The sequence below is a fragment of the Nocardioides soli genome, assembly GCF_014191495.1.
GTDB classification, from domain to species: domain Bacteria; phylum Actinomycetota; class Actinomycetes; order Propionibacteriales; family Nocardioidaceae; genus Nocardioides; species Nocardioides soli.
Genome location: NZ_JACHWR010000004.1, coordinates 68,335 through 83,319, shown reverse-complemented (window position 1 = coordinate 83,319; position 14,985 = coordinate 68,335). Strand labels below are relative to the sequence as shown.

The following is a 14,985-nucleotide window of genomic DNA, read 5'->3' as shown; positions in this document are numbered from 1 at the left end:
CCGGGGGCCGACTCGGCAACCTTGTTACCCGGGGGTAACCTTGGGTCAACCGTTCCCGCCGACCCCCGAGGAGACCCCGAGATGGGTAGTGCCCGACAGCTGCGAGAGGTCGTCTTCGTCGACGGCGTGCGCACCCCGTTCGGCAAGGCCAAGGGCCAGTACGCCGAGACCCGCGCCGACGACCTCGTGATCAAGTGCATCCGCGAGCTCCTGCGCCGCAACCCCGAACTGCCGCCCGAGCGCGTCGACGAGGTGGCCGTCGCCGCGACCACCCAGATCGGCGACCAGGGCCTGACCATCGGCCGCACCGCCGCCCTCCTCGCGGGGCTGCCGCAGAGCGTGCCCGGCTACGCGATCGACCGGATGTGCGCGGGCGCCATGACCGCGGTCACGACCACGGCGTCCGGCATCGCGTTCGGCGCCTACGACGTCGCGATCGCCGGCGGCGTCGAGCACATGGGCCGGCACCCGATGGGCGAGGGCGTCGATCCCAACCCGCGGATCCTCTCCGAGCGGCTCGTCGACCCCGACGCGCTGGTGATGGGCAAGACCGCCGAGAACCTGCACGACCGCTACCCCACGATCACCAAGGAGCGCGTCGACGCCTACGCCGTGCGCTCGCAGCAGCGGACCGCCGCGGCGTACGACGCCGGGAAGCTCCAGCCCGACCTGGTGCCGGTCGCGACCCGGTCGGTCGAGCAGGGCTGGGGCCTGGCCACCACCGACGAGCCGATGCGACCGGACACCACCGTCGAGTCGCTGGCCGCGCTGAAGACGCCGTTCCGCCCGCACGGCAAGGTGACCGCGGGCAACGCGGCCGGCATCAACGACGGCGCCACCGCGGCGCTGCTCGCCGACGAGGAGACCGCGCGCGAGCTCGGCCTGCCCGTGAAGATGCGCCTGGTCTCCTACGCCTTCGTCGGCGTCGAGCCGGAGGTGATGGGCGCTGGCCCGATCCCGGCGACCGAGAAGGCACTCAAGCAAGCGGGCCTGACGATCGACGAGATCGGCGCGTTCGAGGTCAACGAGGCGTTCGCCGTGCAGGTGCTGGCCTTCCTGGAGCACTTCGGCATCGCCGACGACGACCCTCGGGTGAACCCGTACGGCGGTGCGATCGCGATGGGCCACCCGCTCGCCTCGTCGGGCGTGCGCCTGATGACCCAGCTGGCGAAGGCGTTCGAGGAGCACCCCGAGGTGCGCTACGGCCTGACCACCATGTGCATCGGCATCGGCATGGGCGGCACGGTGATCTGGGAGAACCCGAACTGGAAGGCGGACGCCTGATGAGCGACCTGACGAACCTGCTGGCCCGCGCCCAGGAGATCTCCTCCGACGCCGAGCGCGTCACCCGCGCCCACCTGCGGAAGGTGACGCTCCCCGGTGGGCCCGGCGTGATGGGCCTGATCACCCTCGACAACGGCGAGGACCACACCAAGCCGAACACGTTCGGCCCGCGCTCGCTGATCGAGCTGAACACCGCCATCGACGCCGCGCTCGCCGACGACGAGGTCGTCGCAATCGGCGTCACCGGCAAGCCGTTCATCCTCGCGGCCGGCGCCGACCTGACCTCGATCGCCGGCGGCGGACCCGACGCGGTGCGCGTGGTCGCCGGGCTCGGACACGCGGTCTTCCGCAAGCTGCAGGACGGCGACAAGCCGTCGTTCGGCTTCGTCAACGGCCTCGCCCTGGGCGGCGGACTCGAGGTCGCGCTGCACTGCACCTACCGCACGGTCATGGACAGCGCCCCGGCGCTCGGCCTGCCCGAGGTCATGCTCGGCCTGGTGCCCGGCTGGGGCGGCGCGTTCCTCGTACCGAACCTGATCGGCGCCGACCGAGCCGTGACGGTGATCCTCGAGAACCCGCTCAACAACGGCAAGACGCTCCGTGGCGCCGCGGCGTACGAGCTCGGTCTCGCGGACGCGGTCTTCTCCGGCGCGGACTACCTGGAGCAGTCGCTGCTCTGGGCCGGCGCCGTGCTGCGCGGCGAGATCGCCGTCGAGCGGCCGGCCGTCGACCGAGGCGAGGCGTGGGACGCCGCCGTCGAGCGGGCCCGCGGCATTGTGCAGGCGCGGACCGGTGGCGCGAGCCCCGCTGCGCTGACGGCGGTCGAGCTCATCGACGCGGCCCGCGACGGCGACCGCGACGCGGGATTCGCTCGCGAGGACGACGCCCTGGAGGCGATGTCGCACACGCCGGAGCTGATCGCGTCGCTCTACGCGTTCGACCTGGTGCAGAAGCGGGCCAAGCGCCCGGCCGGTGCGCCGGACCGCTCGCTCGCCCGCCCGGTCACCAAGGTCGGCATCGTCGGCGCCGGCCTGATGGCTTCGCAGATGGCGCTGCTGTTCGTGCGTCGGCTCGAGGTGCCGGTGGTGCTGACCGACCTCGACCAGGAGCGGGTCGACAAGGGCGTGGCCTACGTGCACGCCGAGATCGACAAGCTGCTCGCCAGGGGCCGCATCAGCAACGACAGGGCGAACCGCCTCGGCGCGCTCGTCACCGGTGCCGTTGACAAGGAGACCTTCCACGACGCTGACTTCGTGATCGAGGCCGTCTTCGAGGAGATGTCGGTCAAGAAGTCGGTGTTCGCGGACGTCGAGAAGGCCGTGTCGCCGGAGTGCGTCCTCGCGACCAACACCTCGTCGCTCTCGATCACCGAGATGGCGGCCGACCTCGAGCACCCCGAGCGGGTCGTCGGCTTCCACTTCTTCAACCCGGTCGCGGTGATGCCGCTGCTGGAGATCGTGCGCGGGGAGGAGACGTCGGACGCGACGCTGGCCACGGCGTTCGCCACCGGCAAGGCGCTGAAGAAGACCACGATCCTGGTCAACGACAGCCCGTCGTTCATCGTCAACCGACTGCTCGGCCGGTTCATGGGCGAGGTCGGCCGGATCGTCGACGAGGGCACCCCGGTGCCGGTCGTCGACGGGGCCTTCGCGGGCGTCGCGCCGATGCCGCCGTTCGTGCTGCTCTCGCTCGTCGGCCCGGCCATCGCGCTGCACAACAACGAGACGCTGCACGGCGCGTTCCCCGACCGCTTCTACGTCTCCCCCGCGCTCGAGCGCGTGGTCGCGGCGCGGAAGGCGTCGTACTACGGCCCCGACGGCAGCCTCGACCCCGAGGTCGAGGCGCTGCTGGAACAGCCCTCCTCGCCGGTGGTGCTCACCGCCGACGAGGTGCGCACCCGGGTGCTCACCGGCCTGGCCGACGAGGCCCGCCGGATGCTCGACGAGGGCGTCGTCGCCGCGGCCGAGGACCTCGACCTGGCGATGATCACCGGTGCCGGCTTCTCCTTCTGGAACGGCGGGCTGACGATGCTCCTCGAGCGTGAGGGCCTCGGCACGTTCCACTGATCCGGGCGGGAGTTTCGTCGGCCGGCCGACGAAACTCCCGCTGGAATGACGAAGCTTCGTCGTCCCAGCCATGAGTTGGGTCGTCTCGATCCGGACCTCGACCTGCGCAGGTACTTGGCGCCCGACTCGGTGCTCCTGACTGGTGATCCCGCTGCACGCGGGTCCCGGGTCACAGGGGAATCGGGTCCATGACCGACACCGACACCAGCACCGACACCGACACCGACACCGCCGACGTCACTCCGCTCCCACGCCGCCGGCCGCCCCGCCTGACGATCGTCGAGCAGCACGCGGCGTTCAGCGACGCCCTCGAGGGCAGCCTCTGGGGCCGGTTCCGGGTCCGCCAGGTCGTCGTCCCCGGCAGGGCGACCGCCGCCGGCATCGTCGCCGCGGCGCGAGCCACCCGGCCCGACCTCGCGCTCGTGTCCAGCCGGCTCGGGCCGTACGTCGACGGCGAGGCCGTGATCGACGGGCTCTCCGGCCACGGCGCCGCCGTGGTCGCGCTCTGCTCGACCCCCGTCGACCGGGACCCGGCCAGCTGGGGACGCTGGCTGCGGGCCGGCGCCGTCGGCGTCCTCTCGCACAGCTGCGACCTCGCCACGCTCCGCGACGCGCTTGACCGAGCGGCCGCCGGTCGCCCCCTGCTCGACGCGGCGCAGCGGGAGCCGCTGCTCGCCGCGGCCCGGCGCGCCGACGACCACGCCGGGTCGGCCCGCTCGCGGCTCGACTCGCTGACCCCGCGCGAGCGGGAGATCGTCACCCAGCTCATGGGTGGCCGCAGCACCGCCGCGATCGCGCGCGAGGGGGTCGTGTCGGAGGCGACCGTGCGCACCCAGATCAAGTCGATCTTCGCCAAGCTCGGCGTGAACAGCCAGTTGGCCGCCGTCGCCCTCGCCCACCAGGCCGGCTGGTCCGCGCCCGCCGAGCACTGGCTGTCGGTCGCCGGCTGATCCTCCCGACTTGCCCGGGCCGCGCCCGTTTGAGAGCCTGGATGCAGAGCCGGACTCCGGCTCCCGGACGAGTGGTGCCGTACCCGGTCAGCGACAAGACGGCGCCAAGGAGACATCATGTCCTGGCTCGTTCTGGTCCTCTCCGGCATGCTCGAAGCCGTCTGGGCGGTCGCCCTGTCGAAGTCCGAGGGCTTCAGCAAGCTCGGCCCCACCATCACGTTCGTCGTCACGCTGTGCCTCAGCATGGCCGGCCTCGCCGTGGCGATGCGGCAGCTGCCGGTCGGCACGGCGTACGCCGTGTGGGTCGGCATCGGCGCGACCATCACCGTGGCCTACGGCATGGTGACCGGTGCCGAGCCCGCCTCCCTCGCCAAGGTGCTGCTGCTCGGCGGCATCGTCGCCTGCGTGATCGGGCTCAAGGTCCTGCACTGACCCTCGGGGGTGGGTGACGCCGGCGGGCGGGCGGTTCATCGGCCGTGGGCAGCGCGGCTTCATCAAGGGATGAGGGTCGACCCGCGCTTCCCTGGGCGTTCAGGCTCCTGTGGCTGAGATTTCCGGACCGGGCCTGGAGCTTCGTCGGCCGGCCGACGAATCTCCCGCTGGGACGACGAAGCTTCACCGTCCAGGCGTGCGTTAGGTCGTCCCCGTGGGACACCCGTCGCCGGACGCCGCGAGCGGATAGTCCGTCACGAAATGGCTGCCCGATCGCCGGAACGACAGCAGGAACGTGACGGACTATCCCGGAATCGCGACCCTCATCCCTTGATGAAACCAGCGCCCCTCGCCGCCGCAGGACCCGGCCCACTCCGACTTTGCCTCGCCTTAGCGTCGCGCTGGAGCGTGCTTAGCGCTCCAGAGGGGAACGTTCAGGTCATCCGCTCGGACCCGACCGGGCCCGAGCGATCCTGAGAAGCGACCCCGAGAGAGGGAGTCCCATGAAGAAGATGGTCCTGGCGGCCGTCGCCGTCGTCGCGCTGGTGGTGGTCGCCGGTGGCGCCTGGTGGGCGCTCGGCGGCGACGACGAGAAGACCGAGCGCGGCACCTGCGGCAACGTGACGTGGGAGCTGGGCGCCGAGGACGAGGACGGCGGCGTCGAGGTGACCTTCGAGCTGCAGTCGGCCGCGCCGGGCGAGACCTGGCAGGTCGTCATCGAGCAGGACGGCACCGAGATCTACTCGGGCTCCCGGCAGACCGACGAGGACGCCGAGCTCGACGTCGACGTGACCGTGAGCGACAAGGACGGCTCGTCGTTCTCCGCCACCGCGACCCCCGAGAGCGGCGAGGCCTGCACCGCGTCGCTCGACCGCTGACCGACAACCCGACCGTACCAACCGAGGAGACAACCATGGAGACGAGCGTCATGACGAAGCGCACGATCACACTCACCGCCACCGGCGCCCTGGTCGCCGGCGCCCTCACCGCGCTGGCCGCCGGGCCCGCGCAGGCCGACGGCCCCGAGCGGCACGCCCGCGGCCAGGTGGCCGGCGCGGCGTACGACATCTCGGTCGAGAAGGACCGCCGCTTCGAGGTCGACGCCGACATCGACGGCGTGCCGGCCGGATCGACCTGGCGGATGGTCGTCCGCCACGAGGGCAAGCGGGTCGGCGTCCGCACGGCGCGGGCGGTGCGCGACGACGGCCGCTGGGAGGTCGACTTCCGCGAGGTCCGCAGCAAGGACACCAGCGGTTCGGACACCTTCAAGGTCACGCTGAAGCGGGTCGGCGGCCCGGGCAAGGTGACCCGCACCCTGCACTTCGCACGCTGACCCCGGGGGATCCGCGCGCCGCCTAGATGAGTAATTCCAAGGGATCGTGCAAGCGAGCGGCGCTCAGCGCCGCTCCGGCAAGGCGCCGATGCGTCGGCAGACTGGACGTCTTTCAAGCGTCGGCAACGCCGCCGGAGCGGATGATGAGCGTCGCGCAGCGTGCGAGGCCTTGGAATTAGTCATCTAGGCCGCGTTGATCAACTCCGCGCCTGCTACGCGACGCGCTGGACGCACGCTGACTGCGTTGCCGGAGCTCGGAATACGAACGGGTATGCCGTCGCTCCGGGCGCCTTGTCATCGCACGCCCATCGCGCCGCTCGCGACGGCGCCTACTTGATCAACACGGCCTAGCGGACGGCGGGGCCCAGCTCGACCACGACCCGGGCCCCGCCGGCGGGCGCGGGTTCCCAGGACAGGCCGCCACCGGAGTCGGTGGCGGTCCGGTCGACGATGGCCAGGCCCAGTCCGGTCGACCCGGCCCCGGACTCGCCCCGGCCGGAGACGTCCACGTCGTCCGGGAAGCCCGGACCGGCGTCGTCGACCGTGAGCGACAGCCCGCCGCCGGGGCGCGGCGCGAGGGTCACGGTCACCGCGGCGTCCTCGGGCGTGTGCGTGAAGACGTTGTCGAGCAGCACGTCGACGAGCGCCTGGAGGTCCTGCTCCGAGATCGGCACCGGCCTCGGGCCGGTGACCTCCACCCGGACGTCGAAGGCGCGCCCCTGGTCGTCGGCGAGGGGCGCCCAGAAGCGCGCCCGCTCGGCCACGACGGCCACCGCGTCGACCATCGGCACGACGCCCTCGCGCTCCGAGCGCCGGGCCTCGCGCACCACCTGGTCGACGGTCGCCTGGAGCTCGTCGAGGTCGCCGCTGAGCCGGGTCCGGCCCTCGGCGTCGGCCAGCCCGTCGACGCGCAGCCGCAGCGCGGTCATCGGCGTCCGCAGCCGGTGGGACAGGTCGGCGACCCCCGCCCGCTCGCGCTCGAGCAGGTCCTCGATCCGCACGACGAGCCGGTTCATGGCGCTGGCCAGCTCCCGGACCTCGGCCGGGCCCGACGGCGCCACGGGCTCGGGACGACGGCGCTCCCCGAGCGCTCCGGCGTACGCCGCGAGCCGGCGGATCGGCTGCACGAACGAGCGGCCCAGCCGGTCGGCGAGCACGAGCGCACCCACCAGCAGCACCACGCCGAGGAGCAGCAGCATCAGCCAGGCACGCACGATGTCGGACTCCAGGCCGGGTGCGCGCACCTGCACCAGGATCACCGGCGTGGCCTCGGGCCCCGCACTGCTCGGGCCCAGCGAGACCGGCACCAGGATCTCGGCGCCGCCGTCGACGTCGCGCACGCTGGCCTGGCCGGTCAGCCGCGCCTCCACCACGTCGTGGTCCTCGCCGGGCGCCGGTCCGATCGCCTCGCCGTCGGGGTGCAGGTCGTCGGGCGGGTAGAGCACGGTCGTCTGCACGTCGGGGTTGCGGTTGATGGTCGCGAGGTACGTCGCGACCGCGCCCTCGTCGTGTCCCGACACGACGGTCTCGGTCGCCTGCACCTCGAGCGCCGCGCGCGAGATCCGATCCTCGAGGGCGTAGCTGCGCAGCAGCACCGCCATCGGTACCAGCATCGCGAGCAGCACCATGGTCACGGCCGCCGCCACCGTGAGGATCAGGCTCCGGCGCACGCGGTCACTCCGGGGCCGACAGCCGGACGCCGACGCCGCGGACGGTGTGGAGGTAGCGCGGCTCCGCGGCCGACTCCCCCAGCTTGCGCCGCAGCCAGGACAGATGGACGTCGACGGTCTTGTCCGAGCCGCCCCACGGCTGGTTCCAGACCTCGGTGAGCAGCTCGCGCTTGGTGACCACCTCACCCGGACGCTCGGCGAGGTGGCGCAGCAGGTCGAACTCGCGCGGGCTGAGGTCGAGCGCCTCCCCCTCGACGCTCGCGCGGCGCGCGGCGGGATCGATCTCGAGGCCACCGACCACGATCGACCGGCGCACGCTCGACGTACCGGTGACCCGGCGCATCACCGCCCGGATCCGCGCCTCGAGCTGGTCGGTCGTGAACGGCTTGACGACGTAGTCGTCGGCACCGGCGTCGAGGCAGCCGACCAGCGAGGGGTCGTCGTCGCGCGCGCTCGCGACGATGACCGGCACGTCGCTGACCGCCCGCAGCATCCGCAGCACCTGGGTGCCGTCGACGTCGGGCAGCCCGAGGTCGAGGATCACCAGGTCGGGCCGGTCGTCGACCGCCATCGCGAGGCCCTGCATGCCCGTCGCCGCCGACGACACCGCGTAGCCACGCTCGTCGAGCGAGCGCATCAGCAGCGGCCTGATGCGCGCGTCGTCCTCGACGATCAGGACCTGGGGCACCCTCGGACCCTAACCGCTCCTCGCCCCCGAGCCGTCGGTCCACACCACGGCTTAGCGTCGCCTTAGCGGTCCGCTAACGAAACCGGGAGGCGGGGCGGGCATGCTGACCCCGTGACCTCGCGACGGATCCTCGGCTACCTGCTGGCCTGGCTGATCGCGGCCGCGGTGGCCGTGACCGTCGGCGTGGTCGCGGTGACATCGGTCGGCGCGAGCGTCCGCGATCGGGGGCCACTCGGCAACGACGTACCGCCTCCCGAGCGGTCCGAGGGGGTCCGCAGTCCCGACCCGAAGGCGGCGGTGGTGGCCCGCACGATCGAGGACGAGTTCGGCAGGTTCGAGGTGGAGTGTCGCGGGGCCGTGGCCTACGGCCTGGCGCCGGAGCCCGCCGCGGGCTGGCGGGTGGTGAGCTACGAGGAGGGGCCCGACGACGACGTCGACGCGGTCTTCGCGAGCGGCGACCGCTCGATCGAGATCGAGGTCTACTGCAACCAGGGCCGTCCGGCCGTCGGCGACCGCGAGGTGAAGACGCTTCCCGACGACGACTGAGGATGGGAGCATCCTCCGCATGACGAGTCCCAGGCGGGCCGCGGCCGCCGTCGCCGCCCTTGCCCTGACCGCTGGTGTCCTGGCCGCCGGCGCGCCGAGCGTCGCCGGCGTCGCCGCGGCCGTCGACCCCGGGTTCCTCGTGCGTCCGAGCGTCAACCAGCTCTACGTGCTCGGCGCGACCCCGGGCCAGGGCCTGGAGCTGGTCAGGGGTGCCGGCGTCGTCGCCTCGGGCACCGTCGACGCGGCCGGCAGCCTGGCCTGGCGCGAGCTGGACCCCGGCAGCTACACGGTGCGGGTGATCGGCGACCCGGCCATGGCCTCCGCGCCCGCGACCGTCACCGACGCCGACGACCCGGCCCCGGCCGCGTCGTTCTACGCGGGCCAGACGCTGTCGGAGGGCTTCGGCTACCTGACCACCCGCGACGGCACGACCCTGTCGGCGAACGTGGTCCTCCCCGGCGGCGCCGGGCCGTTCCCGACCGTCGTCGAGTACTCCGGGTACGACCCGAGCCGGCCGGGCAGCTCGGTGATGGCGCAGTTGTTCACCGCCCTCGGGTACGCCTACGTCGGGGTGAACATCCGCGGCACCGGCTGCTCCGGCGGCTCCTTCCGCCCCTTCGAGCCGGTGCAGAGCGTCGACGGGTACGACGCCATCGAGGCGATCGCCGCGCAGCCGTGGGTGAAGTACCACCGGGTCGGGATGGTCGGCGTCTCCTACCCCGGCATCGAGCAGCTGTACGTCGCGCAGACCCAGCCGCCGAGCCTGGCCGCGATCACGCCGCTGTCGGTCATCGACGACACCTACCGCAGCACGCTCTACCCCGGCGGCATCCTCAACACGGGCTTCGCGGTGCCCTGGGCGAAGGAGCGGTCGACCCAAGCGGCGCCGTACGGCCAGGGTTGGGAGCGGGGCCGGGTCGACGGCGGCGACACCACCTGCCAGGCCAACCAGGCGCTGCGGCTGCAGAACCCCGACGTGCTCGACATGATCGAGGACAACCCCTACTACGCCCCGCGGATCGGCGACCCGATGAACCCGAGCCTCTTCGCCCACCGGATCGACGTGCCGGTCTTCCTGGCGGGTGCGTGGCAGGACGAGCAGACCGGCGGCCACTTCCCGCAGCTGATCGACGACCTCACGTCGTCGCCCCGCGTCTACGCGACCATGACGAACGGCTCGCACACCGAGTCGCTCAGCCTCGGCATCTTCGGGCGGTACGCCGACTTCCTCGACCTGTACGTCGCGCGACGGGTGCCGACCTCGGCGAAGGCCCTGGTCGCGCCGATCCTGGCGCAGTCGCTGACCGGCGTGCCGGGGCTCAGCCTGCCGCGGCAGACCGACTACAGCGGGATGAGCTACGGCCAGGCGCTGCGCAAGTACGAGTCGGCCAAGCCGATCCGGATCCTCTTCGAGGAAGGGGCGGCCGCCGGGAAGCCGGCCGGGGCGCCGCTGCCGCGCTTCGAGCACTCGTTCCGGTCCTGGCCGATCCCGGGCGCCTCGGTGAAGCGCTGGTACCTGGCCCCGAACGGGCGGCTGCGCTCGTCGGCCCCGTCGGTCAGGGCGCGCGAGACCACGCCGCGCAGCTACCGGGCCGACCCGAAGGCGCTGCCGGCCACGACGTACGCCGGCTCGGGTGGCGGCATCTGGGCCGCGCAGCCGAAGTACCGCTGGCGGCAGATCCCCCACGGCAAGGGCCTCGGCTGGATCACCGCTCCCCTGAAGCGGACCGCGGTCGCCATCGGCACCGGCTCGGTCGACCTGTGGGTGCGCACGCCCAAGCGGGACACCGACCTCGAGGTCACGCTGAGCGAGGTGCGACCCGACGGCACCGAGGTCTACGTGCAGTCCGGCTGGCTGCGAGCCAGCCATCGCAAGCTCGCGCCGGGGTCGACCGCGATCTCCCCCCAGCACACCCACCTGAGGTCCGACCGGTTGCGGCTGCCCAAGGGAGAGTTCGCGAAGGTCCGGGTCGAGCTGTTCCCGTTCGCCCAGGCCTTCCGCGCCGGCTCGCGGATCCGGATCACCGTCGACGCCCCCGGCAACGCCCGCCCACTGTGGGCCTTCGACACGATCTCGCGCGGCGAGAAGGTGGAGATCGCGACCGACCGCAAGCACCGCTCGCGGCTGGTGCTGCCGCTGGTCCCCGGCGTACGGGTGCCGGCGAAGGCGCCGGAGTGCGCGGCGCTGCGCAGCCAGCCGTGCCGGAGCTATCCCGGCTAGCCGCCGAGGCCCGCGTCGCGGGCCCGGATGATCGCCTCGGCACGATCGGTCGCCTGCAGCTTGGCCAGGATGTTCGAGACGTTGTTGCGCACCGTCTTGGGCGCCAGGTAGAGGGTCGAGGCGATCTGCGGGTTGTTCTTGCCGGCGGCGATCAGGTCGAGGATCTCGAGCTCGCGCTCGGTCAGCTGCGGGAACGCCGAACGGTCCGGGGTCGACGTACCGGAGAGCAGGTCGGCGATCCGCAGCGCCAACGAGGCACCGAACACCAGCCCGCCGGCGTGCACGGTCGAGATCGCCCGCGCGACCTCGTCCTGGCTGGCGCCCTTGACGAGGTAGCCCCGGGCCCCGGCCCGCATCGCGGCCAGCACGGTGCCGTCCTCCTCGCCCATCGTGAACACCAGCACCCGGACGTCGGGCTGGGTCTCGGTCAGCAGGCGGGTCGCGTCGATGCCGTTCATGCCCGGCATCTGCACGTCCATCACGACGACGTCCGGGTGGTGTTCGGCGGCGAGCGCGACCGCCTCGGCGCCGTCGCCGGCGGTCGCGACCACGGCGACGCCGGGCTGGGTGCCCAGCAGCGTCGCGAGCCCGTCGCGGAAGATCGGGTGGTCGTCGGCGACCAGCACCCGGACCGGCTCGGGTCCGCCGTCTGCTACGGTGCTCATCGACCCACCTCCTCGTGCCGCCGGGCCCGGGCGGCGGTGGGCGACCCACCTGCTGCCGGCCCAGAAACGTGGAGCACCCACCGCTTCCCCGCCCCCCGCCCGGCCGGCGGTGAGCTGTCCACCGAACACCGCGCCGACGAGGTGGAGCACCCACCGCCGACCGGGGCGACACGCGATCGACACAACCAGCTCATCGGGCCTCCTCGGCGAGGGTCGGTGTCATCGGCAGCCAGGCACGCACCAGCGTGCCACCCTCGCTCGGGCAGGTGATCTCGGTGCGGCCGCCGAGCTCCTCGGCGCGCTCGCGGATCGACCGCAGTCCCACGCCCGCGACCACGTCGGCGCCGATGCCGGCCCCGTCGTCGCCGACCTCGACGAGCAGCGCGTCGTGGTCGCCCACGAGGCGCACCGCGGCGTGCCGGGCACCGGCGTGGCGGGCGGCGTTGGCGAGCGCCTCCGACGCGATCCGGTACGCCGCGACCTCGACCGCGGCCGACAGCGCCGGCACGTCCTCGGCGCCGACGGTCACCGCGAGCGACGCGGTGCTCATCCGCTCCGCCTGCTGGTCGAGCGCGGCGAGCAGCCCCAGATCGTCCAGCGCGGGTGGGCGCAGCCCGTGCACGAGGCGGCGGACGTCGGCCAGGGCGTCGGTGATGTCCTGCCGCGACCGCGCGACCAGCTGCCGGGTGGTCTCCGGGTCGCGGTCCAGTGCGTTGCCGGCCGCGTCGAGGCGCATCGCCACCCCGCCCAGCACGGGCCCGAGCCCGTCGTGCAGGTCGCGCCGGATCCGGCGCCGGTCCTCCTCCCGGGCCAGCACCAGCTGCTCGCGGGAGCGCTGCAGGTCGTCGGCGAGCCGCGCGCTGCGCACCGCCATCGCCGCCTGGCGCACGATGTCGAAGAGCAGCGCCTGGTCGCGCGTCGACAGCATCGACCGCACCCCGCGCGCCGGCAGCTCCAGCCGGCCGACCTCCTCCTCGACGTACCGGATCGGCACCTCGCGGGTCTCGCGCGGACGCTCGCCGTACGTCGCCGTGATCGTGCCGCCCGCGTGCCCGAACACCTCGACGCGCACGTAGTCGAGCTTGAACGCGGCCGCGACGGCGCGCGCCAGCTCGGGCAGCTGGGTGCGCACGTCGCCGGACTCCTCCAGGCGCGCGGCCAGCTCGGTGACGACGGAGTACCGGTCGCCCCGCCGACCGACGAGCGCCCGGCGGACCAGCGCGGTGATCCGGGAGCGGACCGGCGCGTAGATGGTCACCGCGACGAGCAGCAGCAGGAGCGTCGCGTCGCGCTGGTCGAGACGCTCGCCGAGCACCCCGTCGAGCACGGCGACCAGCAGCAGGTCGAGCACGATGACGGTGCCCGCCACCGTCGCCCAGACCACCGTGCCGCCCATCAGCGCGTCGACGTCGCGCACCTCCGGGTCGAGGATGCCGATCGCGATCGACGCCCCGGTGACGGCCAGCGCCAGCATCAGCGCGGCCGTCACGATCCAGCCGTTGTGCAGCCAGACCGCGATCCCGCTCATCACCAGGCACATCACCGCGGCCCAGAGCAGCCAGCGCAGCTGGGTGCGCTCGCGCCCGCTGGCGCGGCGCTGCCGGACGAAGATCACCGCGACGGCCAGCGGGAGCGACAGGAGCGTCAGCATCCGACCGACCGACAGCAGGCGGACGAAGACGTCCCCCGGCACGGGGAGCTCGGGCATACCGGTCTCCATCGGCATCTCGAAGCCGTCCGCGGTGAGCGCCGAGACCGGCGCGAAGAGCAGCAGCAGCGGCAGCGCAGCCGCCATCACGACGACCAGGATGCTGACGACCCGCCACCGGCCGGGCATCAGCCGGCCGGTCGGGTAGAGCACCAGCACCAGCGGCAGCCCGACCAACAGGAACGCACCGACCTGGGCGACCAGCCACACCGCGACGCCGGTCAGCGGCGGGTACGGCGGGTGCGCCATGCCGTACGCCGCCCAGGACTCGCCGAGCCCGTCGAGCGACCACAGCAGGCCGGTCAGCGTGATCACCCACGCGATCGGGTGACGGGGGTGACGCCAGAGCACCGGCACCTGGGTGGCCACGGCGATCGCACCGACACACGCCGAGATCGTGCCCCAGCCCATCATCGCCCGGGTGCGGTCCGCCGGATCGTTGACGAGGTCCAGGGCGACGCACAGCCCGAGCATCGCGAGTGCGAGCACCGCGACGACGGCGGCGGGCAGGCGAGCGGGGGTCACCCGAGAAGTATCGAGCGCGCGGCGTCCCGCCGTCCCGGGATCGGTGTCCCGCGCCCGCGGGACACCGGCGGAGGACCGGACGAGGGACGCCGCTCCCTGCTGCCCGGGCCGCCGGACCCGGGAGTGTTCCGGTCATCGGACGGCTTCCGGTGCCGCCCCACACCCAGGAGAATCCCATGACCCTCGAGCAGACTCCCGCTCCCGCCCGCTCCGACGTACGCCGTCCGGCGGCCGCGTCGACCGGACCCACCCGCCCCTTCTTCAAGCGCGGCATACTGCTGAGCATCGGCGCCGTCGCGTGGGGCACCGACTCGCTGATCTTCGGCACCGACCCCTCCGGATCGTTCGAGGAGGCGCTGTCGTCGATCACCTCCGGCACGTTCCAGCTCGGCCTGCTCGGCCTGCTCTCCGTCCTCTACGCGACCAGGGCACTCGGTGCGGGCCGGCTCGCCCGGTTCTTCCTCCGCTTCGAGGTCGCGCTGCTGCTCCTGGCGATCGGGTCGACGATCGCGGACGGCATCGGCGTCAGCGATCTCGATCAGGCCGGCTGGGCGATGCTCGACGCGTTCTGGCCGCTGTCGATGCTCGGCATGTTCTTCATCGGCATCCGCGTCGCCGTCGCCGGCCGCTGGCACGGCAAGGAGCGCTTCTGGCCGCTCATCGCCGAGAGCTGGGGCCCGATCGTGGTCCCGACGTTCGGCATCTTCGGCAGCACCGTCGCCGGCGTCGTGTCGTTCGTCCACCTCTGCCTGGGGTACGGCGTGCTCGGCCAGATCGTGGCGCGCAAGGAGGGCTGAGGTCTCGGGCTGGGATGGTTTCGAGGCTCGGGCCTGGCGGCCCTCGCACCTCAACCAGCGTGACGGTGGTTGAGGTGCGAAGGCGCTCTGCGCCTGAGCC

At 73.0% G+C, this 14,985-nt stretch carries 13 protein-coding genes and 1 riboswitch; of the genes, 9 read left to right on the top strand and 4 right to left on the bottom strand.

Going from position 1 to position 14,985, the window contains the following annotated elements:
- The first annotated feature begins 81 nt into the window (after positions 1-81).
- The 6 genes from FHU40_RS23295 to FHU40_RS23270 all read left to right on the top strand — a co-directional run bounded on the left by FHU40_RS23295 (position 82) and on the right by FHU40_RS23270 (position 6,065).
- Complete coding sequence (locus FHU40_RS23295; protein ID WP_183594900.1) at positions 82-1,284, top strand: thiolase family protein; 1,203 nt, start codon at positions 82-84, stop codon at positions 1,282-1,284.
- Positions 1,284-3,350 carry a 3-hydroxyacyl-CoA dehydrogenase NAD-binding domain-containing protein gene (locus tag FHU40_RS23290; protein WP_183594899.1) on the top strand — a complete coding sequence of 689 codons (2,067 nt, stop codon included), beginning with the start codon at positions 1,284-1,286 and terminating at the stop codon, positions 3,348-3,350. Before FHU40_RS23295 ends, FHU40_RS23290 begins: the two co-directional genes overlap by 1 nt.
- 188 nt (positions 3,351-3,538) lie before the next feature.
- Positions 3,539-4,300, top strand: coding sequence for a response regulator transcription factor (locus tag FHU40_RS23285; protein WP_183594898.1), 762 nt, complete (start codon positions 3,539-3,541; stop codon positions 4,298-4,300).
- Positions 4,301-4,343: 43 nt separating this feature from the next.
- A riboswitch (guanidine-III (ykkC-III) riboswitch) is annotated at positions 4,344-4,408 on the top strand.
- 9 nt (positions 4,409-4,417) lie between these two features.
- Positions 4,418-4,732, top strand: a complete 315-nt coding sequence (locus FHU40_RS23280) for a DMT family transporter (RefSeq protein ID WP_183594897.1) — start codon at positions 4,418-4,420, stop codon at positions 4,730-4,732.
- Between the two features lie 503 nt (positions 4,733-5,235).
- Complete coding sequence (locus FHU40_RS23275) at positions 5,236-5,610, top strand: hypothetical protein (RefSeq protein WP_183594896.1); 375 nt, start codon at positions 5,236-5,238, stop codon at positions 5,608-5,610.
- A 35-nt stretch (positions 5,611-5,645) separates the two neighbouring features.
- On the top strand, positions 5,646-6,065 hold the full coding sequence (locus FHU40_RS23270) for a hypothetical protein (protein ID WP_183594895.1): 420 nt from the start codon (positions 5,646-5,648) through the stop codon (positions 6,063-6,065).
- A 347-nt stretch (positions 6,066-6,412) separates the two neighbouring features.
- Here FHU40_RS23270 and FHU40_RS29745 read toward each other — a convergent pair whose 3' ends face one another.
- Both FHU40_RS29745 and FHU40_RS23260 read right to left on the bottom strand, forming a co-directional pair.
- A complete protein-coding gene (locus tag FHU40_RS29745; RefSeq protein WP_183594894.1) occupies positions 6,413-7,735 on the bottom strand; it encodes an ATP-binding protein in 1,323 nt (440 codons plus the stop codon).
- A 4-nt stretch (positions 7,736-7,739) separates the two neighbouring features.
- Positions 7,740-8,423, bottom strand: a complete 684-nt coding sequence (locus tag FHU40_RS23260; RefSeq protein ID WP_183594893.1) for a response regulator transcription factor — start codon at positions 8,421-8,423, stop codon at positions 7,740-7,742.
- A 111-nt stretch (positions 8,424-8,534) separates the two neighbouring features.
- Here FHU40_RS23260 and FHU40_RS23255 point away from each other — a divergent pair, with 111 nt between their 5' ends.
- Both FHU40_RS23255 and FHU40_RS23250 read left to right on the top strand, forming a co-directional pair.
- A complete protein-coding gene (locus FHU40_RS23255) occupies positions 8,535-8,969 on the top strand; it encodes a hypothetical protein (protein WP_183594892.1) in 435 nt (144 codons plus the stop codon).
- 19 nt (positions 8,970-8,988) lie between these two features.
- The gene (locus FHU40_RS23250) at positions 8,989-11,190 is read left to right on the top strand and encodes a CocE/NonD family hydrolase (protein ID WP_183594891.1); all 2,202 of its coding nucleotides are present in this window, start codon (positions 8,989-8,991) and stop codon (positions 11,188-11,190) included.
- Here the strand turns inward: FHU40_RS23250 and FHU40_RS23245 are convergent.
- Positions 11,187-11,855: a response regulator gene (locus FHU40_RS23245; protein WP_183594890.1), complete on the bottom strand. Its 669-nt coding sequence runs from the start codon at positions 11,853-11,855 to the stop codon at positions 11,187-11,189. The genes FHU40_RS23250 and FHU40_RS23245 overlap by 4 nt on opposite strands.
- Before the next feature lie 190 nt (positions 11,856-12,045).
- Positions 12,046-14,088, bottom strand: coding sequence for a histidine kinase (locus FHU40_RS29740; protein WP_221200220.1), 2,043 nt, complete (start codon positions 14,086-14,088; stop codon positions 12,046-12,048).
- Between the two features lie 176 nt (positions 14,089-14,264).
- Between FHU40_RS29740 and FHU40_RS23235 the strand changes: the two genes are divergently transcribed.
- On the top strand, positions 14,265-14,885 hold the full coding sequence (locus FHU40_RS23235) for a hypothetical protein (protein ID WP_183594889.1): 621 nt from the start codon (positions 14,265-14,267) through the stop codon (positions 14,883-14,885).
- Positions 14,886-14,985 lie beyond the last annotated feature (100 nt).